Here is a 26,590-nt window from a genome sequence, read left to right as displayed (position 1 = left end):
TATGGCGGTCGACGTCCGCTGGGCGACGACTGGGGATGCGGCGGCACTCGCCACCGTGCTTTGCGAAATGGCGGTGCATTACCGGCAACCGCCATTCGACGCCAGCCAGGTTTTGTCGGCGGCGCAGAAATGGCTTGGCGACGAAAGCCCATCCTATCCGCATTTTGCGCTCGCCTTCGTCGATGGCGAAGTTTGCGGGCTGGCCTCGGTTGCGATCGCGCATCCCGGCATCGATCTCGAGCGGCTGCTGTTCCTCAAGGACCTGTTCGTGCGCGATACCGCCCGCGATGACTGTGTCGGTCGAGCGCTGATGGCATTCCTCGCCGGCAATTGCATGCGCGAAGGCATCGGCCGTATCGATCTGACCACGGAGGACTGGAACGAAGGCGCGCTGCGCTTCTACGTCGGACTCGGCGCGGAGCGCCAGGGCCAGAAGGTCTTCCTCAGGCTTTCGAGCGAGGTGCTGAAGGCGATCGCTAAACCCTGACGCCCGCCGGCACCGGACCCCACTTGTTCTCGCGCGGCTGGGTCGGGATCAGCGCAAAGATCAGGATGATCACGGTGCCGAAGGTCGGGATCAGGAAAAGCAGGAAGAGCCAGCCGGTCAGGCCGATGTCGTGCAGGCGACGCACGTTCAGCCCGAACCATGGCAGGGCTGTCGCCAGCAGAAAGAGGCCGAAAAGGCCGACCGTCACTGCCGGCAGTTCAGCGGTATTGCCCATTGCGCCATCGATAAAGACACCGATGCCTATGACCACGAGCAGTGCGATCGTCCAGAACAGGCAATAGCCCCAATACTCTTTGCGGCGGGCACGGCCGGCGAAGTTGAAGTAATTCTCGGTCAGACCCAGCCAGAAGTAGCTCCACAGGCCGGCCGATTCGGCCGGACTTTGTTCAGCGGAACGGCCGAAATGTTGCGGCTGACGTGCCGCTGGCGCATTGCCGGCCTGAGACGGCGCGGCGGTTGCAGTGGAGGCGTCGGTGGGCGCGCTGGCAGGTTGGGCGCGGATCGAAAAAACATCGCGTGCCCGTCCGCCAGCCGGCTGGAATTCGACGGTCGTACCTCCGGCAACCGATGCTTCGCGGCGCAAATCTTCGCGCGCCAAAGTGTAGCGGTTGCCGTCGGCTCCGGTGATGAAGCCGAAACCCTGGTCTTCGTCGTAATGAAGAACTTCGCCGCGCATGTCCTGCCCACCCCCATTTCCCCGCCCCAGACTGTGCAAAGTTCCGGCAGACCGCAAGGGGCGTGCGGAAATGGAGAGTGCTGGCTATTTACCCCGGCCGTTTCTTCGATTTCTTGTGTTTCGCAGGTCCGCCTTCGAACTTCGCCTTGGCCGGTTTCCCGGCCCAGGGCTTCGCCTCGAATGGCGGGCGCTGGTCGGCCGGTGCGCGCTTCTCGAATTTGGGCGTGTTCTGATCGAAGGTGCGCTTGCCGCGGTGCGGCTTCTTGTCGGGCCGTGGTTCCTGATAGCCGGCCCGCGACAAATCCGGCGTGCCGTCCAGCCGCTTGACCGCAATGTTGCCCTGCAGCTTCCGGTCGGGGCCGATCGCAGCGAGGAAACGCTCGGCCCAGTCCGCCGCGATCTGCACGAAGGTTTCTTCCGGCTGCATCTTGATGGCGCCGATCTCGCGCTTGGAAATGCCGCCTGTCCGGCACAGCATCGGGATCAGCCAGCGCGGCTCGGCATTCTGCCGGCGTCCGACCGACAGCGAGAACCAGACGCTGTCGCCGAAATCGTCGCGGCGGCTCGGTGTCTCGTCCCGGCGCGCAAATTTTTCGCCCGACGGCGTGAACGCTGCCACGTCGAGAAGATCCTCCGGCGCCGAGTGGCTGGAGCGGCACATCCGCACGAAGGCGGCGGCAACCTGTTCGGGCCCGTGCTGATCGAGAAGCGCCTCGACGAAGCCGCGCTCCTCATCCTTCATAGGCTCGCTGAAGACCGGATCGGCGAGAATGCGCTCGTCGTCGCGCCGTATCACGTCGTCGGCCGACGGCGGGCTCGCCCACGTTGCCGCAAGGCCGGCACTTTGCAGCAGCCGCTCGGTGCGCCTGCGGGCACTATTGGGCACGATCAGCGCGCTGACGCCCTTGCGTCCCGCACGACCCGTGCGTCCGCTTCGGTGCAGGAGCGTTTCCGGGTTGGTCGGCAGGTCGGCATGGATCACCAGCTCGAGATTGGGCAGGTCGATGCCGCGTGCCGCGACGTCGGTGGCGATGCAGACCTTGGCGCGGCCGTCGCGCATCGCCTGTAGCGCGTGGCTGCGCTCGTTCTGGCTAAGCTCGCCGGACAGCGCCACGACGGAAAAGTTGCGATTGTTGAAGCGCGCCGTCAAATGGTTGACGGCGGCGCGCGTGTTGCAGAACACCAGCGCGTTCTTGGCCTCGTAAAAGCGCAGCACGTTGATGATGGCGTTTTCGCGATCCGCCTGGGCGACGCTCAGCGCCCGGTATTCGATGTCGAGATGCTGCTTTTCCTCACCGGAGGCCGAGATGCGTACCGCATCGCGCTGGTAGCCTTTGGCCAGCGTGGCGATGGAGCGCGGCACGGTCGCGGAAAACATCAGCGTGCGGCGATCGGCGGGTGCGGCATCGAGGATGAATTCCAGATCCTCGCGAAAGCCGAGATCGAGCATCTCGTCGGCCTCGTCGAGCACCACTGCCTTGAGCGCCGACATGTCGAGCGAATTGCGGGTGATGTGGTCGCGTAGGCGGCCGGGCGTGCCCACGACGATATGGGCGCCGCGCTCCAGCGCGCGCCGTTCGGTGCGCATGTCCATGCCGCCGACGCAGGACGCCACCGTGGCGCCGGTCAGTTCGTAGAGCCATTCCAGCTCGCGCGTTACCTGCAGGGCCAGCTCCCGCGTCGGCGCCACGGCCAGCGCCAGGGGTGCCGCCGCGTGGGAAAAGCGCTCCGCGCCATCGAGAAGGGTCGGCGCCAAAGCCAGACCGAAGGCGACGGTCTTGCCGGAGCCGGTCTGGGCCGAAACCAGCGCATCGGCCTGGCCAAGCTCGAGAACGGCCTTCTGCACCGGCGTCAGCTCGACATAGCCGCGTTTTTCCAGCGCCTTTGCCAGCGCGGGAACAATAGCTTCGAAATTGGACATCTTGCTCTTTCGAAATTCGGATTCTGAATACCCGGCGACGGGTCAAATGTCGGCAAGCGCCACAGACGGGCGCCACGAGCCAGACGATGCTCGTTCGTACTTGGTGCCGCCGTCATTGTACAGGGCGGGCGGGTCGGCCTGCTTGCCATTGACTCTAGACGTAAACCGCGTAAAAGCCGGCACCGAACGGGATAGTTTTCGATGCGCGGCCTTTTGATGGCGCTTTCTGCCTTCGACATCCCCGGCCCCAATGCGAACCATTGGGCCGGGCGCGTCGCTGCGTCTCCTCATTCCAGCAAAATCACGTTCTTGCTCAAAAAAACCGGCAAAACGACCACCAAAACGGTCTGATTCCCTTGGCCTAACCACCCTCTCCCGGGTCCGGCCCGGGGGTTGAAACCCGCATCGGCCGGCGGGTTTTCTCCAGAAACCGAGCGGAGAGGGACAGGAGATTTCGATGAGTTTCAAGGTTGCGATCGTCGGCGCCACGGGCAATGTGGGCCGGGAAATGCTCAACATACTGGAGGAACGCGGCTTTCCGGTGAGCGAGGTGGTGGCGCTGGCCTCGCGGCGCAGCCAGGGCACGGAAGTGTCGTTCGGCGACCGCACGCTGAAGGTCAGGGCGCTCGACCAATATGATTTTTCAGACACCGACATCTGCATCATGTCGGCCGGCGGCAACGTCTCCAAGGAATGGTCGCCGAAGATCGGCAAGCAGGGCTGCGTCGTCATCGACAATTCGTCGGCCTTCCGTTACGACCAGGACGTGCCGCTGATCGTTCCGGAAGTGAACCCGGATGCGATCTCGCTGTTCACGCGCAAGAACATCATCGCCAACCCGAACTGCTCGACGGCGCAGCTGGTCGTGGCGCTGAAGCCGCTGCATGATGCGGCCACCATCAAGCGCGTCGTCGTCGCCACCTACCAGTCGGTCTCCGGCGCCGGCAAGGAAGGCATGGACGAATTGTTCACGCAGACGCGCGCGGTGTTTGTCGCCGACCAGGTCGACGTCAAGAAGTTCACCAAGCGTATCGCCTTCAACGTCATCCCGCATATCGACGTCTTCCTCGACGACGGCTTCACCAAGGAAGAGTGGAAGATGGTGGCCGAGACCAAGAAGATGCTCGACCCGAAGATCAAGCTGACGGCGACCTGCGTGCGCGTACCGGTGTTCATCGGCCATTCGGAAGCGGTCAACATCGAGTTCGAGAAGCCGATCACCGCAGATGAGGCGCGCGAGATCCTGCGCGAGGCGCCGGGCTGCCAGGTCATCGACAAGCGCGAGGACGGCGGCTACATCACGCCGCTGGAATCGGCCGGCGAGGACGCCACCTTCATCTCGCGTATCCGCGAGGATTCGACCATCGACAACGGCCTGTCGATGTGGATCGTCTCCGACAATCTGCGCAAGGGCGCGGCACTCAATGCGGTGCAGATCGCCGAGCTGCTGGTCGAGCGCGGGCTGATCCAGCCGAAGAAGAAGGCGGCATAGTTCGCTCACGGCCGTATCGCTGCTGTCGCGGCTGGCCCTCCGCGGGGGCGCCGGACGACCGGCGGCCTGCGGTCGCAGGCTCGGCCTTCGGCGGTTGTTTCGCTCACGGCCGTATCGCCGCTACGCGGCTGGCCTCCGCGGGGGCGCCGGAAGGCCGGCGGCCCGCAGTCGCGGGCTCGGCCTTCGGCCGTTAGCGCCCTTCTCCCCGTTCACGGGGAGAAGGTGCCGGCAGGCGGATGAGGGGTACAGGCGTCTCAAATAGGCAGCAAGGCGACGGCGTCACAGCCGGTTCTCCTCCGCTAGGTCCAACAGCAACTCCAGCGCCTCCTCCGCCCGGTCGGCGGGCACGAACAGATGATCGTGGTAGAAGGCCGAGACCGGATTGACGCCGATGCCGGCGGTGGCCAGCCGCGCGGTGATGGCGGCGAGGAAGCCGACCGCTTCCAGCGACGAATGGATGTTCAGCGTCAGCATCCGGCAGCGGAACACGGTTTTCAGTCCAGCGGCCTTGGCATGGTCTTCAAGCACGATCAGCGTCGTGCCCTCGCGCTCGCGAAATAGCATCACCGGGTGGAGCCTGTCGGGAACGGGCGCATCGGGTGGCAACGTGGTGAAGACATGAACGCCGGCAAGCAATTCCGGCGTCATTGCCGCCAGCAACTTTTTCAGGTCGGTCTCTCCGGCCATCGGTTGCTTTCATTGTGCGATCAGGCGGTGGTTGCCGTCGAGCGCTCGGAAGACACCTCTACGGATTTTCAATAACGCCCTCCACCTCACCCCGCAAGGTGGACTTGGCCAGGTTCGTTGCTGACTGAACTTGCACATCCAAGGTCGCCGTCCCCCGGAGCTGAAAAAGAGCTGGAGGCGTGTCGGATCGCCGTCATGGGCCGCGTCCTTGGTTCGAGCTGGCGAAGGAGCCAGTGCTCACAACGACCGGAGGAACATCAATGACCATGTCTCGGGCAACACCCGTCTCACCGCGTGCCCTGTGGGCCGGCCGCGTGCTCAGCGCCGTCATCGTGCTGTTCATGATCTTCGACGGCGTCATCAAGCTACCGCCGCTCGAAATCGTCACCCAGACCATGGTGCAGCTCGGCTGGCCGGCCGATGCCAATGTCTCGCGCATGCTCGGCACCATTGGATTGGTCTCGACAGCGCTTTACGCGCTGCCACGCACCTCGGTGCTCGGCGCCATCCTGCTCACCGCCTATCTCGGCGGCGCCGTCGCCACGCATGTGCGTATCGGCAGCCCCTTGTTCTCGCACATACTGTTCGGCGTCTATCTCGGCGCCGTCCTCTGGGGTGGCCTGTATCTGCGCGATCCAAGGGTGCGCGCGTTGTTCCCGTTCAGCCAATAGCGGCGACATCGAAAGCCGTTCGATGGTGGCCACGCCGCCAGAGCGGGCGCGGTCTGCCGCCGCCTTTCTACTCTTTGGATCAAATTGAGCGCCGCCGGGCGGCAGCCGATCTTCTTCTTTGGATCAAATCGCCTGGTTGCGAGTTAGGCGGTGCAGCGGCGAGGACGGCACCCTGTTGGAGAGGAACGACAATGAAAAAGGTGATAATCTTGATGGCCTTGCTGGTCCCGCTCGGTGCCTGCTCCCGTACTGAGCAAGGCGCGGCAGTTGGTGGCCTGGGCGGTGCGGCGGTCGGCGCTGCTGTGGCCGGCAACCCGACCAAGGGCGCGGTGATCGGCGGTGCGGCCGGCGCTTTGGCCGGTGCACTGATCGGCCGTGCCAGCGAAAGCGGCCAATGCCGTTATCGCGATCGTAACGGTCGTGTCTACGTTGCGAGTTGCCCGGAAGGCTATTGATCGGGCCGCATCATATGGATGCAATAGCAAAACGGCGGGCAGGGCCCGCCGTTTCGTGGTTGTGGAGATGATTTATTCGGCGCTGGCGGCTTCCGCCTCGGCCGGCGCGGCTGCGGCGGCGGCAGCGGCCGCGGCGGCATCTTCCTGCGCCTTCTTCAGCAAGGCTGCGCGCTCCTGCGCCTTCTTGCCGGGCTCGGCCTTTTTCGGGTTGGCGCGCGCTTCGCGCTTGGCGATGCCGGCTTCATCGAGGAAGCGCAGCACGCGGTCGGTCGGCTGGGCGCCATGCGACAGCCAATGCTTGACGCGCTCGGCGTCGACCTTGACGCGTTCGCCGTCCTTGGGCAGCAGCGGATTCCATGAGCCGAGCGACTCGATGAAACGGCCGTCGCGCGGCGAACGCGCGTCGGCGACGACGACATGGTAATAGGGACGCTTCTTCGAGCCCGCACGGGCCAATCGGATTTTCAGTGGCATTTCTTTTCTCCTAAAAGCTCTGATTTGGTTGATCGGTTGGTGGCTGGTCCTCAGCCGGTTTTCGCTACGCCGTTGGATGCGGCGATCTGCTCGTGATGGCGGATCACTTCGCGGACGACGAAGTTCAGGAATTTCTCCGCGAAATCCGGGTCGAGATGGGCGTCCTTCGCCAGTTGGCGAAGACGGGCGATCTGCTCCTGCTCGCGCGCCGGGTCGGCAGGCGGCAGGCCATGTTCCGCCTTCAGCACGCCGACTGCCTTGGTGCAGCGGAAGCGCTCGGCCAGCATGTGGATCAGCGCCGCGTCGATATTGTCGATCGAGGCGCGATAATTGGCCAGTGCCGCACGCGCGTCCGCTATGTCCTTCTCTTCGTTCATGGCGCCCTCACTTCTTCTTGCCGAGGCCATTCTTGCCAAGCATTGGCAGCCCGCCACCGCCCGGCAGGCCGGGAAGTTTCATGCCGCCGGGCAGCCCAGGCAGACCACCGCCACCGGGAAGACCACCGGGCAGGCCCTTCATGCCGCCGAGCCCGGCCGCCTGCGCCTGCTTCTGCAAGGCGTCGAGCTGCTTGGGGTCCATCTTGGAGAGATCCGGCATGCCGCCGCCCATCATGCCGCCTGCGCCGCCAGGCATCATGCCGCCGAGCCCCATCTTGGAAGCGAGGCCGCCCATCATGCCGCGCATCAGGCCGCCGCCTTTGCCCTTGCCGCCCATCGCCTTCATCATGTCGGCCATGCCGCGATGCATCTTCAACAGTTTGTTGATTTCGGCCGCGTCAGTACCCGAGCCGGCGGCGATGCGCTTCTTGCGCGAGTGCTTCAGAATATCGGGGTTGGCGCGCTCGGCCTTGGTCATCGACGAGATGATGGCGAGCTGGCGACCGAACATCTTGTCGTCGAGCCCGGCGGCGGCCATCTGGTCCTTCATCTTGCCCATGCCGGGCATCATGCCCATGATGCCACCCATGCCACCCATTTTCGACATTTGCTGAAGCTGGCCGGCGAGGTCGTTCAGGTCGAACTTGCCCGACTGCATCTTCCTGGCCATCGCCGCGGCCTGTTCGGCGTCGATGTTCTCGGCCGCCTTTTCGACGAGGCTGACGATGTCGCCCATGCCGAGGATGCGGTCGGCGATGCGCTTGGGGTGGAATTCCTCCAGCGCGTCCATTTTTTCGCCGGTGCCGATCAGCTTGATCGGCTTACCGGTGACGGCGCGCATCGAGAGCGCCGCACCACCGCGGCCGTCGCCGTCCATGCGGGTCAGCACGAGGCCGGTGATGCCGACGCGCTCGTCGAAGCTTTTTGCCAGATTGACGGCGTCCTGGCCGGTCAGCGAATCGGCGACCAGCAGGATCTCGTGCGGCGACGACATCTTCTTGATGTCGGCCATCTCGACCATCAACGGCTCGTCGATATGGGTGCGGCCGGCGGTGTCGAGGATGACGACGTCATGGCCGCCGAGCTTGGCCGCCTGCACGGCGCGGCGGGCGATATCGACCGGCGTCTGGCCGGCGACGATCGGCAATGTGGCGACCTTGACCTGCTCGCCGAGCTGGCGGAGCTGCTCTTGCGCGGCGGGACGCCGCGTGTCGAGCGAGGCCATCAAGACTTTCTTGTTTTGACGGTCGGCGAGGCGCCTGGCGATCTTGGCCGAGGTCGTCGTCTTGCCGGAACCCTGCAAGCCGACCATCATGATGACGACCGGAGCCGGTGCATTGAGGTCGATGGCGACGCCCTCGGCGCCGAGCATCTCGACCAGCTCGTCATGGACGATCTTGACGACCATCTGGCCGGGCTTGATCGACTTGACCACGGCGGCGCCGACGGCCTTCTCGCGCACCTTGTCGGTGAAGGAACGCACCACTTCCAGCGCCACGTCGGCCTCAAGCAACGCACGGCGCACCTCGCGCAGCGCCGCCGAGACATCAGCCTCCGACAAGGCGCCGCGGCCGGTGAGGCCGTTCAGGATCGAACCAAGACGTTCCTGTAGCGATTCAAACATTCTTTTTCCTTTTCCCTGGCACCCGGATGATGCCCGAGAGGTAATGCGTTCGCGCCAACTGTCCAAGCAAAAGCCGGTCTGGGCAAAGCCCAAAGCCAAAAAGCACCCGGGGGCGCACAGCGCTGCCGGGTGTTGGCCTCCGGGATCGATTTACAGCACTTCACCTCAAAGAGGTTTCGGCGTCCCGGTCGGTTTGCTCGGAGGAATACTCGTCGCGGAATTCGCGGCGTGTAGACAGGAAATCGGCCGCAGAGTCAAGCTTTGGTCAAGCTTTGCGCCAAATAGCAGGGACGACCAGGCAATGCACATCAGCGCACGCCGCCGGCGCGCGCCATATCCGGCTCAACCTTCAGCGGTGAGCGCGGATGTAAAAGCAGCAGAACGGTCAACAGGCTGCTGACGATGCCGATCGAAGCGATGAGGACGGCGTCTGAAGTCGTCCAGCCGGCGGCTTCGAGCGGCTTGGCGTTGAACAGGGCGAAGGAATTATAGCTTTGCTGGTGCGAAATCAGCAGGAAGCCCGTCAGATTGTTGCCGAGGTGGGCACCAAAGCCGGCACCGAGATTGCCGGTTGCATAGACCAGAAGCGTCAGCAGCAGCGCAAAGGCGGCGATCGAGGCCAGCACGCAGGCATTGATGGCAGCGCTCGAACCTGGGCTCCAGTGCAGGGAGGTGAACAGCAATCCCGGCAGCAGCGCCCAGATGAAAGGGTTCTGGAACCGGCTCGCCAGGCCCCTGAGCAGATAACCGCGAAACAGCATCTCCTCCGACGAGGTCTGCAGAAAGGTCAGGGCGGCGATCGGGATCAGGAACGAAAGCCACGCGGACAGGCCGATCGCGCCGCGCGCGATGTCGGGCTGCAAACCATAAAGCAGGATCTCCGAAAGCAGCGAGGTGATCAGCACCGCGGTCAGTCCTTTCAGGAACCCCGACCAAGAAATGCGCCGGCTGACGCCAATCAGGGCTGTCAGCTTCTCGCGATGGATCCAGCGCATGGCAGCCCAAAGGCCGAGCCAGATTCCGGCAAATGAAGCCAGCGCCGCGAGGATGCCCGCAGGAGAGGCCATGAAATCCTGCACCGCTCCTCCACCTGGCGGGGCGGTGCCAGACGATGCCTGCCAAACGGCAAAGGCATAGGTGCCGCCGAACAGCACGGCGGCAGTGGTTCCGAGCCAGAACAGTATGACGACCACCGCTCCAAGCAGAAGCCGCGGCAAAGTGGTCTTGTTGTTGGCGGTGTGCCGGTACTGTTGGAAGGCGGTGGGGTCGATCGTCACGCGGGCTCGCTGGCTGGTGCTTCGGCTCGCAAGATCTAGAACATCGGCCCCAATGTGGAAACCGGTATTGCATCGGCAATGCCGGCCTGTGGCGATATCGAGGTTTGTGAGCGGCCGCCGCTACTGCAGGGCGACCGCCCTGTTTGTATCGTCAGCGCACGACGTACATGATGCGCCTTGTGTCCGGATCGATCAGCGCCGGCTGACCGTTCACGTAGACGTAGCGGTAGTCATAGTCCGGAATCTCGCGCAGCTCGACGGTGTCAGGCAACGTCCCGCCCGTCACCACCTCGCCCTCGAGATAGACCGGATCGAGCCGATGCGTACGGACATAGGTACGGATCTCGGCCGGCGGTCTCCGGATAGGCTCGATCGCCTCGCCCGCAACGATCGCTCCGGTGTAGCTGTCGGAATATTCGGCGCTAGCGGCGGGCGGCGTCACGACGGCAATGTCGGCGCTGGCCGGACGCTGTGTCAGGACCACACGGCTGCCGCCGAAATCGGCCGTCACATAGTCGGAATAGACCCAGCCCTGGCCGTTAGCCTCGGCGATAGTGCACCATTTGCTGTTGGCGATGCAGCCGTCGAGCGTCGCCGACTGGCCGGCCGCGAGCACGCCGATCACCGGATATTGCGGGCCGGGGCCGGCGCGTACATTGAGATCAGTGATGGCCGAGACGGCGGTGTCGGCCAATGCAGAGCCCGACATCGCTATGAGCGCTCCGGCCACCGCCGGAAACAATATGCGTTTCATGGTCTTCTCTCCGTTTCACAGTCCCTTGGCACGGAAAACGAAGCAAAGCCGCATGCGTTCCGGCTAAAAGGCTTCGGCCGGCTCACGATTTGTTCCAGTCGTTTTCAGCAGGTCGGTCAAAAGCTCGTGAACAAAAGCAAGTTTTTGCGCCGCCACGTCCGAGATGACGAAGGGATAGAGATCGGGCAGGCCCATGCAGCGGTTGATCGAGTTGGACGCCTCCGACAGCACCAGCCAGCGGTCGAGAATCCTTTCGAAAGGCTCTGGCCTGGAGGCGGGTTCCGATGGTGCCGGCTGCAGCTTGCCGCCGGTATCGGCGCGCGGCAGCTCGTTGGCTTCAACGGTTTCCAGCCGGCCGAGCGGGAAATTCAGGGCATGCACCATCTCCAGCGTGTCGGTGATGTGCATGTGATGCGCCCATGTCTCGGCCCAGTCCTCCCATGGGTGCGACGTCGCATAGGCCGAGATATGGCGCTGCTGCCAGTCGGGCGGCGCGCCATCGGCATAATAGGTCTTCAGCGCCTGTTCGTAGCCGGCGCGCTCGTCGCCGAACAAAGCGCGAAAACCGGCAAGCTTTTGCGAATCGTCGCGGATCAGGCGGTCCCAGTAATAATGGCCGAGCTCATGGCGGAAATGGCCGAGCAGCGTGCGGTAGTTCTCGCCCATCTCGACGCGCCGCCGTTCGCGCTCTGCCGAATCCGCCTCGGCGACGTTGAGCGTGATCCGGCCGTTGTCATGACCGGTCAGGATACGTTCGCCGCCCGGACCGCCGCCGATCGGATCGGCAAGAAAATCGAAAGCGAGACCGATCTCGTCGCCAACTTCCTGCTTGGGTGCGACCGGCAGGCCGAAGGCGAGCAGCGAATAGACGGCACGCTTCTTTGCCGCCTCGACACGGATCCAGCGGCGGCGGTTGCCGTCGACCGACAGATCCGGGATCAGCTGGTTCAGCGCACAGGCGCGGCAGAAGGCGTGGCCGGGCTCCGCCATCCAGTTGCAGGCGCATTCGTCGGCATTGGTGCAATGGAAGACGTCGGCGCCGGACAGCGCGAAGCGCGCATGCTCGGGATCGTAGAGCACGAGGCTGGCGCAGTTCAGGCATTGCGCGTTCTCGAAATAGAGACGGTGGCCGCAATGCGGGCAGTCGAAAAGCTTCATTGGCGTCTCAAATCATTCGAAATGCGGAGGACGATACGAGCAGGAGAACGCCAAACGCCTGTCAGCTGCCCACGTTCCTGCCGGCCGATGCTATTTTGCCGCAAGCTGGGCGACGACCTCCTTGGCCACTGCCTCGCCTGACAATCTGGCGCCGCCGCAGGTCTGCATCAGCGGACCTGCCAAATGCTCGCCGGCGAAGAAGATCTTTTCCGCCACGGGCTGCATCAGCGTGGCGCGCGCTTGCGAGCGGCCGGGCCGCGCCGCCGCATAGGCGCCGCGCACGAACCGCTCAGCGCCCCAATTGGTCATCATTGCGCGTCCGACATGCTTTCGTATGTCGCCGCCAAAGATGCCGCAGAGCCGGTCGACGACGAAGTCGATGCCCGCCGCCTCGCCCGCCGCCGACATCTCCCAAGCGAAATCGCCGCCGACGAAACCGACCATCAAATCGAGGTCGAAGGGAAAGCAGAGGAAGTAGATGTCGTGCCGGGCCAACCGCTCGATCAGCAAATCGTCGAACGGCTCCAGGCCGAGTCTTGTACCGGATATTTCGACCGGCAGCTTGGTCAGCATGCCCATCGGCAGGTCGAAGAAGGCGGCGAAATGGGCATCGGGGAGTGCAGGCGAGAACGCAATCTCCTCGAAGGCGAGCACTGCCGGGGAGGCAGTGACGATGACCGCCTTGGCGCAGATGGTACCGCGATCGGTGACGCAGGCTACGCCCGGCCCATCCCAGACGATCTTGCGCACCGGCGTCGACAGTTCCACCGGCACATCGGCACCGAAGCGGGCAACCAGCGTACCGAAGCCTTCCCTGGTGAAATAATTCGGATCGAGATCGGCGGCGGCCTGAAAGTCGCGGATCGATATCTCGTCCTCGTCGGCGCCGAAATCCATCGGCCCGGCGAAGGTTGCGGCGGCGCGCGGCGCGTGTCCCTTGGCGAGCAATGCCGAAAGGCGGTCGTCGTCGCCTTCCCTCACCTGATGTGCCGCCACCAGTTCGAACAGCCTTGCGTCGGCCACCTTCATCGCCGCCTCCTCGGCTTCGCTTGCCTTTCGCTCACGGTAATAGAGATGATCGACATTCATGTCGTGGTGATGAAGCGTCCAGGCAGCGGCCTTCGCCTCGGGAAAGTAGGGATTGCGGTCCGCGGCATGCAGCCAGGCGCAGCCGATGTCGAACGGCACGCCGAAATGCTGGTCGCTGGTCCAGGCGCGGCCGCCAATGCGGTTCACCGCTTCCAACAATTTGAAGGAAAAACCGGCAGCGCGCAGGGTCTTGGAAGCCGAAAGCCCGGCTGAACCGGCGCCGATGATCACGACATCAACGTCTTCCATGCTTATTCTGTCCCCGCCACAATAATTACTTGATCGTAGGCAAATTCCCGGGCGTCCGCCAGTGTGGTGGATTTGAGGTTCCTGCTGTATTGAGTGCATCGGCGTGGCGCCGGGGCAGTGACAAGCAGGTGTTTCGCAGGCAAGTTCGCAATTGGGAACGTGATTCAGGCAACCAGGAGAGCAGCATGGCATTTCTTGCCAAGGGGAAGATGTTTGTAGTGGCCACGGTGGTGGCGGTGCTTGCGCTGGCGACGGGCGCGCAGGCGGCGGCCAGCTGTGGCAAGAGCGGCGCCGGCTTCGAGGCATGGAAACCGGAGTTCGCCGCGGAGGCGAAGGCCGACGGTGTCGGCTCGAAGGGTCTGGCCGCTCTGGCTCGCGCAACCTACGCGACAAAGACGATCTCCGTCGACCGCGCCATCCATAAGGCTTTCAGCGGCTCGGTGGAAGCTTTCATGAAGCGCCGTGGCGCGTCCGCGATCATTGCCAGGGGCCGTGCGCTGAAGAAGGCCAATGCTGCGCTGTTCGACAAGATCGAACGGAATTACGGCGTGTCGCCGGGCGTGTTGCTCGCCATCTGGGGCATGGAGACCGGCTTCGGTTCCGCCATGGGCAACCAGAATACGGTCTCCGCCATTTTAACGCTGGCCTATGACTGTCGCCGTCCGGAGTTCTTCTACCCGCATGCCATTGCGGCCCTGAAGCTGGTTGATCGCGGAGCGTTGAGCGCCTCGTCGGTCGGTGCCGCGCATGGCGAGATCGGCCACACGCAGTTCCTGCCCGGAAATGTTTTGACGTATGGTGTCGGAAACAAAAATCTGCGCGACAAGAGCACTGCGTTGGCTTCCACCGCCAACTTCCTCAAGAGTCATGGTTGGCGGGCCGGCGCGAGCGCGCAGGCGAATATGGGCGCAATCGCTGGCTGGAATTCCGCGAGCGTCTATCAACAGGCCATCGCCCGCATGGCCACGGCGATCGATGCCGACTGATAGGATATAAACGCAAAAATGACTGGGCTCGGTTGGAAGCGCGAGGCGAGCATGAAGAGTTTCGCAACAGCGCAGGGCTTGCCTTGCCCTTTGGAACCTAGCTAGGACAGGCGATGATCTCGCTCTCGATCGTTGATTTCGATGCGGACCCCGAGGGGGTGACTGCGATCCTAAGCCTCGAACCGACACGCATAGTCCGCAAGGGCGACCCGATGCGTAACGGTTCCCCGCGCAAGAAGAATGGATGGAGCCTCGATGGTCCGCGGCAAAGGCTCCGGAGTGGGGCCGAGCACGAGAATGCGGTCAACTACCTGATCGAGCAGATGCGAGGTCGGGAGGAGGCCTTCGCACGGCTGCGGCAGGAAGTGCGGCCAAAGCAGATAACTATCTACGGCGGGTTCTATCAGCCCTACGACGGACAGTGCGGCATTTGGCTTGAGCCGTCTGCGATGAGGGTGCTCGCGGATTGCGGTGTTGGCTGGAGCCTCGACCTTTTTGTTGAGGACGAAGCTCACCAACATGGAAATGAGGTGTGAGCAGGCGTCCTGTCCGCATTGGGTCGTTTGCCGACTGGCTGGTTCCAAATTTGAGCGGAGTCTGATTCATAAGGGCATGAGCCGATACGATCTGACCGACTTCGAATGGCGCGTCATCGAGCCGCTTTTGCCCAACAAGCCGCGAGGCGTGCCGCGTGTCGATGACCGTCGCGTGCTGAACGGCATCTTCTGGGTGCTGCGATCGGGTGCGCCATGGCGCGATCTGCCCGAGCGCTACGGCCCTCGCACCACTTGCTACAACCGCTTCGTTCGATGGCGGAAAGCAGGTGTCTGGGATCGGCTGATGGACGCCATTACCGAGGCCCATGACGGCACGGTGCAGGTAATGAGTCTACGTCCTAGTTTTCTCGGATCGTTTTCAGCTTTCACGAGATCGGTAGAGCGCCCAGCCCGCTGTTCGGATGTCAGCGCTGGCGGTTACGCGCCGCCAGTGTCCTCAGCCTGAGCGCGTTGAGGCGGATGAAGCCTTCGGCATCCTTCTGATCGTAGGCGCCGCGGTCGTCCTCGAAGGTGACCAGCGCATCGGAATAGAGCGTCTTCCTCGACTTGCGGCCGGTGACAATCACGTTGCCCTTGTAGAGCTTCAGCCGCACGGTGCCTTCGACGTCTTCCTGGCTCTTGTCGATCATTGCCTGCAGCATCAGCCGCTCGGGCGCGAACCAGAAGCCGTTGTAGATGAGCTCGGCGTAGCGCGGCATGAACTCGTCCTTGAGATGGGCGGCTCCGCGGTCGAGCGTGATCGATTCGATCGCCCGATGGGCGGCGATCAGGATGGTGCCGCCGGGGGTCTCGTAGACGCCGCGCGATTTCATGCCGACGAAACGGTTCTCGACCAGATCTAGCCTGCCGATGCCGTTGTCGCGACCGAGATCGTTGAGCGCTGCCAGCATCGTTGCCGGCGAGAGTTTCTTGCCGTCGAGCGCGATCGGATCGCCCTTGAGGAATTCGATCTCGATCTCGGTGACCTCATCGGGCGCGTCCATCGGCGAGATGGTGCGCTGGTGGACGAATTCCGGCGGTTCCGTCCACGGGTCCTCCAGCACCTTGCCCTCGGAGGAGGAGTGCAGAAGGTTGGCGTCGACGGAAAACGGCGCATCGCCCTTCTTGTCCTTCGGCACCGGGATCTGGTGCTGCTCGGCGAAGTTGATGAGATCGGTGCGCGACTTGAACGACCAATCGCGCCACGGCGCGATGACCTTGATGTCGGGGTTGAGCGCATAGGCCGACAGCTCGAAACGCACCTGGTCGTTGCCTTTGCCGGTGGCGCCATGGGCGATGGCATCGGCGCCGGTCTCTTTTGCGATCTCGACGAGATGTTTCGAAATCAGCGGCCGGGCGATCGAGGTGCCGAGCAGATAGGTGCCTTCATAGACGGCGTTGGCGCGGAACATCGGGAAGACGAAATCGGATACGAACTCCTCGCGGACATCGACGATGCGGATGTCCTTGATGCCCATCATCTCGGCCTTGCGCCTGGCCGGCTCCAGTTCGCCACCCTGGCCGAGATCGGCGGTGAAGGTGACGACCTCGGCGCCGAGCTCGGTCTGCAGCCATTTCAGGATGATCGAGGTATCAAGGCCGCCGGAATAGGCGAGCACGACTTTCTTGACGGCTTTTGCTTTCGACATGGTGGGCAGTTCCGCGACAGGGGTTCTTCGCGGGCGAGGTATCACGGCGTTTTAGGCCAGCGCAAGGGACGAACGATGCCTGGACCAGATGCTTCATCTCCAAGAGGCTGGCGAGGACACGGCTCTTGCGCTATGGCTGCGCCGTCTTTTGCCCCTACGAGACGAGCCATGTCCTTCATCCCCGACAGTACGACGCTTATCCAGTTCTCCATCGCCACCTTCATCCTGGCGATCACGCCCGGGCCTGACATGACGCTGTTCGTCTCGCGCACGCTGAGTCAGGGCCGTGCCACCGGCTTTGCCTCGATGGCCGGCGCCTTGTGCGGCACGCTGATTCACACCACGCTGGTGGTGGTCGGCGTCTCGGCGCTGATCGTCGCCTCGCCGATGGCGTTCTTCGTGCTGAAGATTTTTGGCGCCGGCTACCTGGTCTTCCTGGCATGGCAGGCGATCACAAAAGGGTCGGCGTTTTCACCGGAGAAGAAGAGCGGGCCGCAGATCTCGCTGTTCCGTAGCTGGGCGGCGGGGCTCGGGGTCAATCTGCTCAACCCGAAGATCATCCTGTTCTTCATGACCTTCCTGCCGCAATTCGTCTCCGCGCATGATCCCGACGCGCCGGGAAAGCTGTTCTTCCTCGGCGCGATGTTCGTCGTGCTGGCGATCCCAGTGACGGCGCCGATGGTGCTGGCGGCGGAAAAATTCTCGGCCGCGATGAAATCCAGCCCGCGCGTCACCCGCGTCGTCGACTATCTGTTTGCCGGAGTTTTTTCGGCCTTCGCGCTCAAGATCCTGACGGCCCAGGCGAAATAGGGCGTCCGATCTGACGCCAGCTTCCGGCCGAGCGCCCGGCGCTCAGCCAGTAGAAAATACCGCCGACCATACCGCAGCCGATCACCGCCAGCATGACGCTGGTATTGGTAACCTCGAAATTGGCATCGGCCGTCTGGTGGACGAAGCCAAGGAAGACCGCCGAGACCACAGCACCCGCCAGCGCATAGAACAGCCAGTCACGCCGGCCAAGGATCTCGGAGACGAGGATGGCGATGGCGGCCGGCATGAAGGCGAAATAGGCGACGAACAGCGCGACGAAGGGGATTGAAAACCACAGCGACGCCTGCGCCGCCGGTTGCGTCTCGTCCGTTATCAGCCCAAGAGACGCCAGGAACATGATGTTAAGGAAGGCGCTTGCCGCCAGCGAAGCCACGCCGTAGCCGACAAGGATGACGGCGAAGCGGATCAGATAGGCGACGACGCGATTCACGCCTCGCCATGCCCTGCGATCATCATCGCTTCCAGCGCCAGCCGGTCGACCTTGCGCATGCGCTCGGACTCCGACTTGAGCTGGCCGCAGGCGGCCAGGATGTCGCGGCCGCGCGGCGTGCGGATCGGCGAGGCATAGCCGGCATTGTTGATGTAGTCGGCGAATTTCTCGATCGTCTCCCAGTCCGAGCATTGATAGTTGGTACCAGGCCACGGATTGAACGGGATCAGATTGATCTTGGCCGGGATGCCTTTGAGCAGCCTGATCAGCGCCTTGGCGTCCTCGATCGAATCATTGACGTCCTTCAGCATCACATATTCGAAGGTGATCCGCTTGGCGTTGGACAGGCCGGGATAGGCACGGCAGGCAGCGATCAGTTCGTTGAGCGGATACTTCTTGTTGATCGGCACCAAAAGGTCGCGCAGATCGTCATTGGTGGCGTGCAGCGAGATCGCCAGCATGACGCCGATCTCCTCGCCGGTGCGGAAGATTTCGGGCACGACGCCGGAGGTCGACAGCGTGATGCGGCGCTTGGACAGGGAAAGCCCGTCGCCGTCGGATGCGATCAGCAGGGCCTTTTTCACCGCCTCGAAATTGTAGAGCGGCTCGCCCATGCCCATCATGACGACGTTGGACACTTTCCTGCCCTCGGCCGGCACGATGGCGCCGTCGGGCGTATCGCGGTCGGGGAAGTCGCCAAGCCGGTCGCGGGCGGTCAAGAGCTGGGCGAGGATTTCCTCCGCCGTCAGGTTGCGCACCAGCTTCTGCGTGCCGGTGTGGCAGAAGGAGCAGGTCAGGGTGCAGCCGACCTGCGAAGAGATGCAGAGCGTGCCGCGGCCTTCTTCGGGAATGTAGACGGTCTCGATCTCGACCGGCCGGCCAGCGCCGCGCGGCGGAAAGCGGAACAGCCATTTGCGCGTGCCGTCGGAGGAAATCTGCTCCTCGACGATCTCGGGCCTGGCGACGGTGAAATGCCTGTCGAGGGCGGCGCGCAGATCCTTGGAGATGTTGAACATGCCGGCAAAGTCGGAAACGCCGCGCACATAGATCCAATGCCAGAGCTGTTGGGCGCGCATTTTCGCCTGGCGCTCCGGCACGATGCCGGCAGCGACGAGGGCGGCCCCAAGTTCGGCTCGCGTCAAGCCGATCAGCGACGGTTTTTCAGGCGTCGTGCGGGTGCGCAACGCGTCACGCGCGCCTTCGGCGGTAAGATCGAATGAAAGGGTCATTGTTGCGCCAATATAAGCGATTTGCGGCCGATTACAGCATCGTGCCCGAAATGAAGCGCGGCGCATAGCACAGGTTAGCGGCGGAGTCATGCCGGGGTTCTTCCTTATCCCCTTGTGGGAGAAGGTGGCCGAGCGAAGCTCGGTCGGATGAGGGGTGTTCCAGCTTGGCATCACCTGCACTCCGTCCAGCACCCCTCAACCGTCTTGGCGTTGCGCGCCAATCCACTTTCTCCCACAAGGGGAGAAGGAGACCGCACGAACGCCGGTTCTTTACGTCGCTGTGTTAGGTGGTGAACGTCACGGACGAGGACTTTACTTGCACTTGGCGATCGAGGCCAGCGCCGCCGAGATGCCCTTCAGCGAGAAGACGTAGGTGGTAGTGTTGCCGCGGCCGGACTTGGCCGACACCTTCATGTCGGTGCCGGTCTTCATCGCGGCGATCAGCACCGGCTCCTCGGCGGCGTTCTCGACCCAGGCCGACTTGCCGCGCGTGAACATCGAAAACGACTTCTTGTCGATGGTGACGGTGGCCTTGGAACCTTCCTGGAAGGTATAGCCGGCGATGAATTGCGGCTCGTAGGACACTTGCTGCCCCGGCCGCTGGCTGACGAAGAAGAACATGTCGCCGTGATCGAGCGTCGGCGGCTGCTTGTCGGTTGGCACCGTCAGGACATAGCAGACCTTGCCGCCGCCCGACGCCTGATAACTGTAGGTGCCCCAGGCATTATGCTGGCCGATCTTGGTTGCCGACTGCGCCAGCGCGGGCGCCGTCAAGGCCATCAGGGCCAGGCTGGAGACTATAGCAATCAATCCGCGCATCGCTTTTCCCGTATTCCACTGGTGCGGCGGCAGGCCGGCTCGGCGTCCTGCCCGTCGCTTCATTTTGATTTAATCTGGGTTACCAAACGGTGAATTTCCCCTGAGAAAAGGATGTTCACGCCAGGAAACCGCCGCCGTCTTCGCGCTGCCGCTCGAAAAAGCGGCTGGCGCAATGTCCCTGCCGCGACTTGGAGGCCACGAAAACGGCAAGAGTTTGACTTTTCAAGCAGCTAGGTCTTGCGGCGATTCTCGCTTTTTGAGGTGCGTGACGAATTTCCCTGCAGGCGGTACTATGTCTGCGTTCGCCGCCACGGCGCTCGGCCAGGGTGCCCTTCCTGGCGGCTACGGGAGATTTGGCCATGGCCGTTTCCGAGACAGTCCTGATCCTCGCGGGCGGCACAGCCGTCCTGGCGATTGTGTTCGGCGTTCGTGTCGCCATGCGGCGGGCGGCCGGTGGCGCGGTGCGCCGGTCGGATGCCGGGGAGACGGCGGGCGGATCGGGCGCCCCCGACGTGGCCGGGGTCATTGCGCTGCCACCTTTGATCTTCCTCGGCTTCCTGGTGGCGGCAACCGTGCTTGAGGTGCTCGTGCCGCTCCCGGTCATGGCCGGGCAGGCGCTCGCCCGCTATCTGGCTGGCGCTGTGCTCGCGGTGTGCGGCTTCGTGTTCATCTTTATGGCGGCGGGCCGCTTTCAGGCCGCTGGCACCAACATACCACCGACCTTGCCGACGACGGCGCTGGTCGTCGACGGCATCTATCGGCGGACCAGGAATCCGTTCTATCTGGGAACGACCCTCGTTTATCTGGGCCTCGGCGTCGCGGCCGGAAGTCTTTGGGCTATTGCGCTCGTGGTCCCGCTGCTGTGGGTGATCAATACCGGCGTCATCGCGCCGGAAGAGCGCTATCTCGAGCGGAAGTTCGGAGATGCCTATCGCGCCTACAAGGCGCGGGTGCGGCGGTGGGCTTGACGGCCAGAAAGTCGGTTCTCACGCGATTTTTTGCGCCGCACCGGCTCAGCTCTTGTCGGCGATGGCCTGCCTGGCGGCGAGCCGGTGCGCCGGCGTGATGTGGGCGCTGACGGCGGTAATCGCGGCGGTCAGCACGGCGATGTCGTCGGTGAAGCCTAGCCCAAGGATGAAATCGGGGATGACGTCTGTCGGCAGCACGAAATAGCCGAGCGCAGCAAGCAAGGTGCCCTTGGCGCGAAGCGGCGTCTTCTTGTCCATGGCACAGTAATAGGCGGCGACCACCTCTTCCATGAACGGGATCTGCCGGGCGGCCTTCTTCGCCGTACGCCAGAACTTTTCGCGCACTTCGCTCTCGTTGCCCGGCTTGCTGCCGAGGCCGAAGAAATCAAAACCGGATTTTTGCGCCATCAACCTCTCCTTGCGGCCGTCGCGTGACTTTACGCGTGACCGCGAGGCAAAATGTGGTGAAAGCCGAACCTCGCTGCAAGGTGCAGATAGGCTCAGCCGCCGAAATAGCGGTTCATTTTCCTGGCCAGATCGAAATCCAGCGCGGTCAGGCCGCCGGCGTCGTGCGTGTTGAGGGTCACGTTTACCGTCTTGTAGACGTTCGACCAGTCGGGATGGTGGTCCATCTTCTCCGCGGCCAGGGCAACGCGGGTCATGAAGGCAAAGGCTTCGGAGAAATTCTTGAAGGTGAAGCTGCGGGTGATCGACCCACCATCCTTGGCCAGCGACCAGCCGTCGAGGCCGGCAAGTTCGGCGCGGATCGCCTCTTTTGCTAGTTTCTCCCTGGCCATGTCCGTCTACCGCATGATCCGCGAAGCGTCGGCGGCGCCGACCAAACGGCTGGCGACGCGGTTGTCAGCACCTGAAAGCGGCCAGGCCTCCTCGACGACGTAAGGCCCGCCGCCGACCGAATCGCGCGACGACATCAGCACGAAGCGGCCGATCCGGAACGGCAGCGTCGAAAAATTGCCGCGCGCCGACAGATACTGGGCGACATCGAGCGGGCTCGAATTGCGCAGGCGGGCCAGCGTCACATGCGGCATGAACTTGCGCGGGTCGGCCGGGATGCCGAGCCGCTGGCAGATGCGCTCGATCTCGGCCTGCAATGCGGAAAGATCGGGCGAAGCGGCGACCCCGGCCCACACCGCATGCGGCTTCTTCTGGCCGAAGGCGCCGACGCCGGACAGCGTCAGCGGGAAGGACGGGCGGTGAACACGGTCAAGCGCATTGGCGATTTCGTCGGCGACATGGCCCTCGACATCGCCGATGAAGCGCAGCGTCAGATGATAGTTCTCGACGTCGATCCAGCGGGCTCCGGGCAGGCCGCCCCTGAGCAGGGACAGCGAAAGAGCGGCATCACGCGGTATCTCGAGGGCGGTAAAAAGACGCGGCATGGGAAGCCTCCTGTCCTCGAATCGAACTCTTGCCCCTAGCGAATCATCGATATTCAAACGGGGCAAGGGGTTTGTTGGTCGCAGGCCTGCCTAAAAGCTTCCCCTGCGGAAGGTGTTGCGACGGCGAGCCCTCGCCTTCAGGAATTGCCCCGGACCGCTTCAATGGTCTTCTCCACACTGGGCAGGATACCCTCGACGATGCGGTCGACGCCTCGGGCGTTTGGATGAAGGCCGTCCTCGAGTTGCAGGACGGATTGACCGGCGATGCCCTTGAGAAAGAAAGGATAGAGCGGCACGCCATATTTTTCAGCCAGTCTCGGAAAGGTCGCGTCGAAGGCGTTCTGGTAGTCGGCGCCGAGATTGGGCGCCGCGCGCATTCCGGCCAGCAAAACGGCGATCTTGCGCTGCTTCAGTTTTGCCAGCATGGCATCCAGGTTCTTTTCCGCTATGGCGGGCGAAACGCCGCGCAGCATGTCGTTGGCGCCGAGCTCCAGGATGACGAGCTGCGTGCCGTCCGGCACCGACCAGTCGAGCCGCGACAGGCCGCCGCTCGTCGTATCGCCGGAGACGCCGGCATTGGCGACCGTGACATCGTAGCCCTTGGCGCGCAGCGCCGCCTGCAGCTTCTCGGTGAAGCCCTGACCTGGCCCGAGGCCATAACCCGCCATCAAGCTGTCGCCGAAACCGACAATGGTGAACGGTTCGGCGCGCGCCGACGAAATGGCGCCGCAAATGGCGAGGAAAAGGGCGAAGGCTGCGGCAAAGGTGTGTTTGAAAGCCATGCGGCAGGCCCCATATGACCAGGAACATCTGTTGGCGAAGGCAGGTTTTCGTCTTTGTCGAGCATCGGATGCACTAGCCTTCATCCCCCATATAGGACGATTTGATTTTGGAAGAAGCCGTCATTTCGCTGAAAGACGTATCGCTGACGCTCGGCGAAGGTGCATCCTCGGTCCATGTGCTGAAGGGCGTCAGCCTCGATGTGGCGGGCGGCGAAGCGACAGGCATCGTTGGACCTTCAGGTTCGGGAAAGTCGACATTGCTGATGGTTTTGGCCGGACTTGAAAGGGTCGATTCGGGCACGGTCCGAATTGCCGGCGAGCTGCTCAACGGCAAAAGCGAAGATCAGATCGCATCGTTTCGAGGGCGAAACATCGGCATCGTGTTCCAGTCGTTCCATCTCATCCCCAATATGACGGCGCTGGAAAACGTTGCGGTCCCGCTGGAGCTTGCCGGCCATGTCGATCCATTCGGCGTGGCGGCGCGCGAGCTGGCGGCGGTCGGTCTCAGCGATCGCGTCACCCATTACCCCGGCGAATTGTCTGGCGGCGAGCAGCAGCGCGTGGCCATCGCCCGGGCACTGGCGCCGTCGCCGCGCATCCTGATCGCCGACGAGCCGACCGGCAATCTCGACCAGGCAACGGGGCGGCACGTCGCCGACCTGCTGTTTGCCAAGGCGGCCGAACGCGGCATGACGCTGGTGCTGGTCACGCATGACCCGCTACTCGCGGCGCGCTGCTCGCGCCAGGTGTCGATGCGGTCGGGGCTGATCGAAGACGCGCCTAAGCCGGCCACCAGGGCTGGCAAGGTGACCGCGTGATGCCGCTGGCGCAAACGCTGAGGCTCGCCTTTCGGTTTTCGCTGCGCGAAATGCGTGGCGGGCTGTCCGGCTTCCTGATCTTCCTTGCCTGCATCGCGCTCGGCGTCGCTGCGATCGGCGGCGTCAATTCGGTGGCGCAGGCTATTTCCGCCGGTGTTGCCGACCAGGGCCAGACGCTGCTCGGCGGTGATCTCCGCTTCCAGCTCAACCAGCGCGATCCGACCAGAGCCGAACGCAGCTTCCTCGACCGGCTTGGCACGGTTTCGCACAGCGCCAATATGCGCTCGATGGCGAGGCTCGAGGACGGCTCCGACCAGGCGCTGGTCGAGGCCAAGGCGGTCGACGGCGCCTATCCGCTCTATGGTGCGCTGGAGACCGAGCCGGTGCTGTCGCGAGAGGATCTGTTCGGCGAAAAATCCGGCGTCTTCGGCGCCGCCGCCCCGGACCTCTTGTTCGAGCGGCTGAACCTTGGCATCGGTGACCGGCTAAAGCTCGGCAGCGCGACATTCGAGCTGCGCGCCAGGCTGGTCAACGAGCCGGATGCAGTGTCGGATGGCTTCGGTTTTGCGCCGCGGCTGATGGTGTCGACCGACGGGCTTGCCGCTTCCGGCCTGATCCAGCCGGGCAGCCTGGTCGAGAACGCCTATAAGGTCCGCCTGCCCGGCGGCACCACTGAGGCACAGATCAACGCGATCCAGGAGCAGGCGGCAAACCAGTTCCCGCAGGCCGGCTGGTCGATCCGCACCCGCAGCAACGCAGCGCCGGCGCTGTCCTCGAATATCGAGCGGTTTTCGCAATTCCTGACGCTGGTTGGGTTGACGGCGCTGGTGGTCGGCGGCGTCGGCGTGGCCAATGCCGTGCGTGCCTATCTCGACGGCAAGCGCGGCGTCATCGCCACCTTCAAGAGCCTGGGGGCTTCGGGCGGGTTCGTCTTTGCCGTCTATCTGGTGCAGATCCTGATGATCGCCGCCCTCGGCATCACGCTAGGCCTTGTGCTTGGCGCGCTGATGCCGTTCGCGGCCAGCGCGGCACTCCAATCGGTCATTCCAGTGCCGGCGGAAGGTGGGTTCTATCCCGGCGCCCTCGGCATGGCAGCGCTGTTCGGGCTGCTCGTGACGCTGGCTTTCGCCTTGCTGCCGCTCGGCCGCGCCCGCGACGTGCCGGCAACGGCGCTGTTTCGCGAAATGGGCTTCGAGGGCCGCGGTTTTCCCCGCCCGCTCTATATCGCCGCGGCATTGGGCATCGCGCTGCTGCTCGCGGTACTGGCGATCCTGTTTTCCGGCGACCGCCGTATTGCCTCGATCTTCGTCGGCGCCACGGTGTTGTCGTTCCTGGTGCTGCGTGTGGTCGGCTCGCTGGTGCAGTGGGCGGCGAAGAAAAGCCCGCGCGTGCGCTCGACCGCGCTCAGGCTCGCCATCGGCAACATCCATCGGCCTGGCGCCTTGACGCCGTCCGTGGTGCTGTCGTTGGGACTCGGGCTGACGCTGCTGGTGACGCTGGCGCTGATCGACGGCAATCTCAGGCGGCAGATCTCGGGCAGCCTGCCGGAAAGGGCACCGAACTTCTTCTACGTCGATATCCAGAGCGGTGACGTCGATGCCTTCTCCGCGCTGGTCGGCAAAGAGGCACCGCAAGGCAAGCTGATCAAGGTGCCGATGCTGCGCGGCCGGGTGATGGCGCTCAACGGCGTCGATGTCGACAAGGTCAAGGTTCCGGCCGAAGGCGCCTGGGTACTGCGCGGCGATCGCGGCCTGACCTATGACGCAAAGCTGCCGGAGAATGCGACGCTGACCGAGGGCAGCTGGTGGCCGGAGAACTATGCCGGCGAGCCGCTGGTCTCGTTTTCCGCCGAGGAAGGCAAAGAGATCGGGCTGAAGCTCGGCGATACCATCACCGTCAACGTGCTCGGCCGCAACATCACGGCCAAGATCGCCAATTTCCGCCAGGTCGAATGGGAAACCATGGGCATCAATTTCGTCATGGTGTTCTCGCCCAACACATTCGCCGGTGCGCCGCATGGCTGGTTGGCGACGCTGACCGAGACGAATGCGTCGGCAGCCGACGATGCGCATCTTCTCAACGCCGTCACGCGTGCCTTTCCCGCGGTGACGACGGTCAGGGTCAAGGACGCGCTCGAAATCGTCAACCGGCTGGTGGCGCAGCTCGGCACAGCAATCAGGGCAGCAGCGGGCGTGGCGTTGATCGCCTCGGTGCTGGTGCTGGCCGGGGCGCTCGCCGCCGGCAACCGGGCTCGCATTCACGACGCGGTGGTGCTGAAGACCCTGGGTGCGACCAGGAAAACGCTGATCGCCGCGTTTTCGCTGGAATACATGCTGATCGGCCTTGCTACCGCGATCTTCGCGCTGGCGGCGGGCGGTGTGGCGGCATGGTTCGTCGTCGCGCGCATCATGACGCTGCCATCGCACTTCATGCCCGAGGTGGCGGTGGCGACCATCGGCTTTTCGCTGGTGGTCACGGTCGGCATCGGCCTTGCCGGCACGTGGCGGGTGTTGGGCCACAAGGCGGCGCCGGTGCTGCGGAATCTTTGAGCCAGAGCCGTTTTTGATTAAATCTCGGTAATGTTCCGGGCGGGAAGGCCAATAAAACCGTATCTCCGGCACTTCACGGAGCATTACGCTTGGTTACGGTCTTGTCCTTTACGCCAAGAACCATCATATTTCGGCGCAGGCATGCTGGAGCCCCGCCAGCGGCGCCTGGGTTCAAAGGACC

Annotated in this window: 30 protein-coding genes and 1 pseudogene; 12 read left to right on the top strand and 19 right to left on the bottom strand. The window is 63.7% G+C overall.

Annotated elements, in window-relative coordinates:
• Position 1: 1 nt before the first annotated feature.
• Complete coding sequence (locus NKI54_RS17900; RefSeq protein ID WP_352636465.1) at positions 2-487, top strand: GNAT family N-acetyltransferase; 486 nt, start codon at positions 2-4, stop codon at positions 485-487.
• Here NKI54_RS17900 and NKI54_RS17895 read toward each other — a convergent pair.
• Positions 477-1,184: a DUF805 domain-containing protein gene (locus NKI54_RS17895; protein ID WP_352636464.1), complete on the bottom strand. Its 708-nt coding sequence runs from the start codon at positions 1,182-1,184 to the stop codon at positions 477-479. The two genes, NKI54_RS17900 and NKI54_RS17895, sit on opposite strands and share 11 nt — an antisense overlap.
• An 88-nt stretch (positions 1,185-1,272) precedes the next feature.
• Positions 1,273-3,105 (bottom strand): DEAD/DEAH box helicase, encoded by a 1,833-nt coding sequence (locus NKI54_RS17890; RefSeq protein WP_352636463.1) that lies wholly within the window; start codon positions 3,103-3,105, stop codon positions 1,273-1,275.
• A 201-nt stretch (positions 3,106-3,306) separates the two neighbouring features.
• Between NKI54_RS17890 and NKI54_RS17885 the strand changes: the two genes are divergently transcribed.
• Positions 3,307-3,456: a hypothetical protein gene (locus tag NKI54_RS17885; RefSeq protein WP_352624814.1), complete on the top strand. Its 150-nt coding sequence runs from the start codon at positions 3,307-3,309 to the stop codon at positions 3,454-3,456.
• 106 nt (positions 3,457-3,562) lie between these two features.
• Positions 3,563-4,597, top strand: a complete 1,035-nt coding sequence (locus tag NKI54_RS17880; protein WP_023680535.1) for an aspartate-semialdehyde dehydrogenase — start codon at positions 3,563-3,565, stop codon at positions 4,595-4,597.
• A gap of 279 nt (positions 4,598-4,876) precedes the next feature.
• On the opposite strand, the gene NKI54_RS17875 is transcribed toward NKI54_RS17880, so the two are convergent.
• Positions 4,877-5,284 (bottom strand): ACT domain-containing protein, encoded by a 408-nt coding sequence (locus tag NKI54_RS17875; RefSeq protein WP_352577286.1) that lies wholly within the window; start codon positions 5,282-5,284, stop codon positions 4,877-4,879.
• 266 nt (positions 5,285-5,550) lie between these two features.
• On the opposite strand from NKI54_RS17875, the gene NKI54_RS17870 reads away from it, so the two are divergent.
• On the top strand, positions 5,551-5,955 hold the full coding sequence (locus tag NKI54_RS17870; RefSeq protein ID WP_502898229.1) for a DoxX family protein: 405 nt from the start codon (positions 5,551-5,553) through the stop codon (positions 5,953-5,955).
• A gap of 191 nt (positions 5,956-6,146) precedes the next feature.
• A complete protein-coding gene (locus tag NKI54_RS17865; protein ID WP_352636461.1) occupies positions 6,147-6,410 on the top strand; it encodes a YMGG-like glycine zipper-containing protein in 264 nt (87 codons plus the stop codon).
• 72 nt (positions 6,411-6,482) lie between these two features.
• Here NKI54_RS17865 and rpsP read toward each other — a convergent pair whose 3' ends face one another.
• The 7 genes from rpsP to NKI54_RS17830 all read right to left on the bottom strand — a co-directional run bounded on the left by rpsP (position 6,483) and on the right by NKI54_RS17830 (position 13,412).
• Positions 6,483-6,884 (bottom strand): 30S ribosomal protein S16, encoded by a 402-nt coding sequence (gene rpsP / locus NKI54_RS17860; protein WP_352636460.1) that lies wholly within the window; start codon positions 6,882-6,884, stop codon positions 6,483-6,485.
• Between the two features lie 50 nt (positions 6,885-6,934).
• On the bottom strand, positions 6,935-7,261 hold the full coding sequence (locus NKI54_RS17855) for a chorismate mutase (protein ID WP_352636459.1): 327 nt from the start codon (positions 7,259-7,261) through the stop codon (positions 6,935-6,937).
• 7 nt (positions 7,262-7,268) lie between these two features.
• Entirely contained in the window at positions 7,269-8,885 is a 1,617-nt protein-coding gene (gene ffh / locus NKI54_RS17850) for a signal recognition particle protein (RefSeq protein WP_352458686.1), read from the bottom strand.
• Between the two features lie 308 nt (positions 8,886-9,193).
• Positions 9,194-10,162, bottom strand: coding sequence for a CPBP family intramembrane glutamic endopeptidase (locus NKI54_RS17845; protein ID WP_352636458.1), 969 nt, complete (start codon positions 10,160-10,162; stop codon positions 9,194-9,196).
• Between the two features lie 151 nt (positions 10,163-10,313).
• Complete coding sequence (locus tag NKI54_RS17840; RefSeq protein WP_352636457.1) at positions 10,314-10,916, bottom strand: DUF1236 domain-containing protein; 603 nt, start codon at positions 10,914-10,916, stop codon at positions 10,314-10,316.
• Positions 10,917-10,979: 63 nt separating this feature from the next.
• Positions 10,980-12,074 (bottom strand): zinc-binding metallopeptidase family protein, encoded by a 1,095-nt coding sequence (locus NKI54_RS17835; protein ID WP_352624827.1) that lies wholly within the window; start codon positions 12,072-12,074, stop codon positions 10,980-10,982.
• Between the two features lie 90 nt (positions 12,075-12,164).
• Positions 12,165-13,412 (bottom strand): flavin monoamine oxidase family protein, encoded by a 1,248-nt coding sequence (locus tag NKI54_RS17830; RefSeq protein ID WP_023680727.1) that lies wholly within the window; start codon positions 13,410-13,412, stop codon positions 12,165-12,167.
• A gap of 185 nt (positions 13,413-13,597) precedes the next feature.
• Here NKI54_RS17830 and NKI54_RS17825 point away from each other — a divergent pair, with 185 nt between their 5' ends.
• From NKI54_RS17825 to NKI54_RS17815, 3 genes and pseudogenes are all read left to right on the top strand, one after another.
• On the top strand, positions 13,598-14,398 hold the full coding sequence (locus NKI54_RS17825) for a lytic murein transglycosylase (protein WP_352470839.1): 801 nt from the start codon (positions 13,598-13,600) through the stop codon (positions 14,396-14,398).
• Positions 14,399-14,511: 113 nt separating this feature from the next.
• Positions 14,512-14,934 (top strand): DUF4279 domain-containing protein, encoded by a 423-nt coding sequence (locus tag NKI54_RS17820; RefSeq protein ID WP_352636456.1) that lies wholly within the window; start codon positions 14,512-14,514, stop codon positions 14,932-14,934.
• A 76-nt stretch (positions 14,935-15,010) separates the two neighbouring features.
• A pseudogene (locus NKI54_RS17815) lies at positions 15,011-15,274 on the top strand (IS5 family transposase); the annotation flags it as partial.
• An 85-nt stretch (positions 15,275-15,359) separates the two neighbouring features.
• Here NKI54_RS17815 and NKI54_RS17810 read toward each other — a convergent pair.
• Positions 15,360-16,583 carry an argininosuccinate synthase gene (locus tag NKI54_RS17810; protein WP_023679834.1) on the bottom strand — a complete coding sequence of 408 codons (1,224 nt, stop codon included), beginning with the start codon at positions 16,581-16,583 and terminating at the stop codon, positions 15,360-15,362.
• 168 nt (positions 16,584-16,751) lie between these two features.
• Here NKI54_RS17810 and NKI54_RS17805 point away from each other — a divergent pair, with 168 nt between their 5' ends.
• Positions 16,752-17,393, top strand: coding sequence for a LysE family translocator (locus NKI54_RS17805; RefSeq protein WP_023679833.1), 642 nt, complete (start codon positions 16,752-16,754; stop codon positions 17,391-17,393).
• Here the strand turns inward: NKI54_RS17805 and NKI54_RS17800 are convergent.
• The 4 genes from NKI54_RS17800 to NKI54_RS17785 form a co-directional block, all read right to left on the bottom strand.
• Positions 17,365-17,844, bottom strand: a complete 480-nt coding sequence (locus NKI54_RS17800) for a hypothetical protein (RefSeq protein ID WP_352624829.1) — start codon at positions 17,842-17,844, stop codon at positions 17,365-17,367. The two genes, NKI54_RS17805 and NKI54_RS17800, sit on opposite strands and share 29 nt — an antisense overlap.
• The gene (gene rlmN, locus NKI54_RS17795) at positions 17,841-19,073 is read right to left on the bottom strand and encodes a dual-specificity RNA methyltransferase RlmN (RefSeq protein WP_352636455.1); all 1,233 of its coding nucleotides are present in this window, start codon (positions 19,071-19,073) and stop codon (positions 17,841-17,843) included. Before rlmN ends, NKI54_RS17800 begins: the two co-directional genes overlap by 4 nt.
• A gap of 312 nt (positions 19,074-19,385) precedes the next feature.
• Positions 19,386-19,892, bottom strand: a complete 507-nt coding sequence (locus NKI54_RS17790) for an invasion associated locus B family protein (RefSeq protein WP_352577264.1) — start codon at positions 19,890-19,892, stop codon at positions 19,386-19,388.
• A 115-nt stretch (positions 19,893-20,007) separates the two neighbouring features.
• Positions 20,008-20,253, bottom strand: a complete 246-nt coding sequence (locus NKI54_RS17785) for a hypothetical protein (RefSeq protein WP_352692089.1) — start codon at positions 20,251-20,253, stop codon at positions 20,008-20,010.
• On the opposite strand from NKI54_RS17785, the gene NKI54_RS17780 reads away from it, so the two are divergent.
• Complete coding sequence (locus NKI54_RS17780) at positions 20,252-20,860, top strand: methyltransferase family protein (RefSeq protein WP_352636454.1); 609 nt, start codon at positions 20,252-20,254, stop codon at positions 20,858-20,860. The genes NKI54_RS17785 and NKI54_RS17780 overlap by 2 nt on opposite strands.
• Before the next feature lie 45 nt (positions 20,861-20,905).
• On the opposite strand, the gene NKI54_RS17775 is transcribed toward NKI54_RS17780, so the two are convergent.
• The 4 genes from NKI54_RS17775 to NKI54_RS17760 form a co-directional block, all read right to left on the bottom strand.
• The gene (locus tag NKI54_RS17775; protein ID WP_031212728.1) at positions 20,906-21,268 is read right to left on the bottom strand and encodes a YkvA family protein; all 363 of its coding nucleotides are present in this window, start codon (positions 21,266-21,268) and stop codon (positions 20,906-20,908) included.
• A 92-nt stretch (positions 21,269-21,360) separates the two neighbouring features.
• Positions 21,361-21,657, bottom strand: coding sequence for a 4a-hydroxytetrahydrobiopterin dehydratase (locus tag NKI54_RS17770; protein ID WP_023679826.1), 297 nt, complete (start codon positions 21,655-21,657; stop codon positions 21,361-21,363).
• Positions 21,658-21,663: 6 nt separating this feature from the next.
• Positions 21,664-22,260, bottom strand: a complete 597-nt coding sequence (thpR, locus tag NKI54_RS17765) for an RNA 2',3'-cyclic phosphodiesterase (RefSeq protein ID WP_352456356.1) — start codon at positions 22,258-22,260, stop codon at positions 21,664-21,666.
• Positions 22,261-22,397: 137 nt separating this feature from the next.
• Complete coding sequence (locus NKI54_RS17760) at positions 22,398-23,042, bottom strand: arylesterase (protein ID WP_352577260.1); 645 nt, start codon at positions 23,040-23,042, stop codon at positions 22,398-22,400.
• 107 nt (positions 23,043-23,149) lie between these two features.
• On the opposite strand from NKI54_RS17760, the gene NKI54_RS17755 reads away from it, so the two are divergent.
• Entirely contained in the window at positions 23,150-23,860 is a 711-nt protein-coding gene (locus NKI54_RS17755; RefSeq protein ID WP_031212726.1) for an ABC transporter ATP-binding protein, read from the top strand.
• Positions 23,860-26,409: an ABC transporter permease gene (locus NKI54_RS17750; RefSeq protein WP_352636453.1), complete on the top strand. Its 2,550-nt coding sequence runs from the start codon at positions 23,860-23,862 to the stop codon at positions 26,407-26,409. Before NKI54_RS17755 ends, NKI54_RS17750 begins: the two co-directional genes overlap by 1 nt.
• Positions 26,410-26,590 lie beyond the last annotated feature (181 nt).

The organism is Mesorhizobium sp. M0663 (genome assembly GCF_040320585.1).
Lineage (GTDB): Bacteria > Pseudomonadota > Alphaproteobacteria > Rhizobiales > Rhizobiaceae > Mesorhizobium.
The sequence above is the reverse complement of the archived record's forward strand: the minus strand, read 5'-3'. Positions and strand labels throughout refer to the sequence as shown.

Bases quoted from the DNA above. Each gene is read 5' to 3' on its own strand.
- NKI54_RS17835 (WP_352624827.1), bottom strand. From the start codon at position 12,074: ATGAAGCTTTTCGACTGCCCGCATTGCGGCCACCGTCTCTATTTCGAG.
- NKI54_RS17870 (WP_502898229.1), top strand. From the start codon at position 5,551: ATGTCTCGGGCAACACCCGTCTCACCGCGTGCCCTGTGGGCCGGCCGC.
- NKI54_RS17775 (WP_031212728.1), bottom strand. From the start codon at position 21,268: ATGGCGCAAAAATCCGGTTTTGATTTCTTCGGCCTCGGCAGCAAGCCG.
- NKI54_RS17875 (WP_352577286.1), bottom strand. From the start codon at position 5,284: ATGGCCGGAGAGACCGACCTGAAAAAGTTGCTGGCGGCAATGACGCCG.
- NKI54_RS17770 (WP_023679826.1), bottom strand. From the start codon at position 21,657: ATGGCCAGGGAGAAACTAGCAAAAGAGGCGATCCGCGCCGAACTTGCC.
- NKI54_RS17865 (WP_352636461.1), top strand. From the start codon at position 6,147: ATGAAAAAGGTGATAATCTTGATGGCCTTGCTGGTCCCGCTCGGTGCC.
- NKI54_RS17885 (WP_352624814.1), top strand. From the start codon at position 3,307: ATGCGCGGCCTTTTGATGGCGCTTTCTGCCTTCGACATCCCCGGCCCC.
- NKI54_RS17760 (WP_352577260.1), bottom strand. From the start codon at position 23,042: ATGGCTTTCAAACACACCTTTGCCGCAGCCTTCGCCCTTTTCCTCGCC.
- thpR (WP_352456356.1), bottom strand. From the start codon at position 22,260: ATGCCGCGTCTTTTTACCGCCCTCGAGATACCGCGTGATGCCGCTCTT.
- ffh (WP_352458686.1), bottom strand. From the start codon at position 8,885: ATGTTTGAATCGCTACAGGAACGTCTTGGTTCGATCCTGAACGGCCTC.
- NKI54_RS17855 (WP_352636459.1), bottom strand. From the start codon at position 7,261: ATGAACGAAGAGAAGGACATAGCGGACGCGCGTGCGGCACTGGCCAAT.
- rpsP (WP_352636460.1), bottom strand. From the start codon at position 6,884: ATGCCACTGAAAATCCGATTGGCCCGTGCGGGCTCGAAGAAGCGTCCC.
- NKI54_RS17825 (WP_352470839.1), top strand. From the start codon at position 13,598: ATGGCATTTCTTGCCAAGGGGAAGATGTTTGTAGTGGCCACGGTGGTG.
- NKI54_RS17880 (WP_023680535.1), top strand. From the start codon at position 3,563: ATGAGTTTCAAGGTTGCGATCGTCGGCGCCACGGGCAATGTGGGCCGG.
- NKI54_RS17840 (WP_352636457.1), bottom strand. From the start codon at position 10,916: ATGAAACGCATATTGTTTCCGGCGGTGGCCGGAGCGCTCATAGCGATG.
- NKI54_RS17810 (WP_023679834.1), bottom strand. From the start codon at position 16,583: ATGTCGAAAGCAAAAGCCGTCAAGAAAGTCGTGCTCGCCTATTCCGGC.
- NKI54_RS17805 (WP_023679833.1), top strand. From the start codon at position 16,752: ATGTCCTTCATCCCCGACAGTACGACGCTTATCCAGTTCTCCATCGCC.
- rlmN (WP_352636455.1), bottom strand. From the start codon at position 19,073: ATGACCCTTTCATTCGATCTTACCGCCGAAGGCGCGCGTGACGCGTTG.
- NKI54_RS17750 (WP_352636453.1), top strand. From the start codon at position 23,860: ATGCCGCTGGCGCAAACGCTGAGGCTCGCCTTTCGGTTTTCGCTGCGC.
- NKI54_RS17790 (WP_352577264.1), bottom strand. From the start codon at position 19,892: ATGCGCGGATTGATTGCTATAGTCTCCAGCCTGGCCCTGATGGCCTTG.
- NKI54_RS17890 (WP_352636463.1), bottom strand. From the start codon at position 3,105: ATGTCCAATTTCGAAGCTATTGTTCCCGCGCTGGCAAAGGCGCTGGAA.
- NKI54_RS17820 (WP_352636456.1), top strand. From the start codon at position 14,512: ATGATCTCGCTCTCGATCGTTGATTTCGATGCGGACCCCGAGGGGGTG.
- NKI54_RS17785 (WP_352692089.1), bottom strand. From the start codon at position 20,253: ATGGCCAAATCTCCCGTAGCCGCCAGGAAGGGCACCCTGGCCGAGCGC.
- NKI54_RS17780 (WP_352636454.1), top strand. From the start codon at position 20,252: ATGGCCGTTTCCGAGACAGTCCTGATCCTCGCGGGCGGCACAGCCGTC.
- NKI54_RS17900 (WP_352636465.1), top strand. From the start codon at position 2: ATGGCGGTCGACGTCCGCTGGGCGACGACTGGGGATGCGGCGGCACTC.
- NKI54_RS17830 (WP_023680727.1), bottom strand. From the start codon at position 13,412: ATGGAAGACGTTGATGTCGTGATCATCGGCGCCGGTTCAGCCGGGCTT.
- NKI54_RS17895 (WP_352636464.1), bottom strand. From the start codon at position 1,184: ATGCGCGGCGAAGTTCTTCATTACGACGAAGACCAGGGTTTCGGCTTC.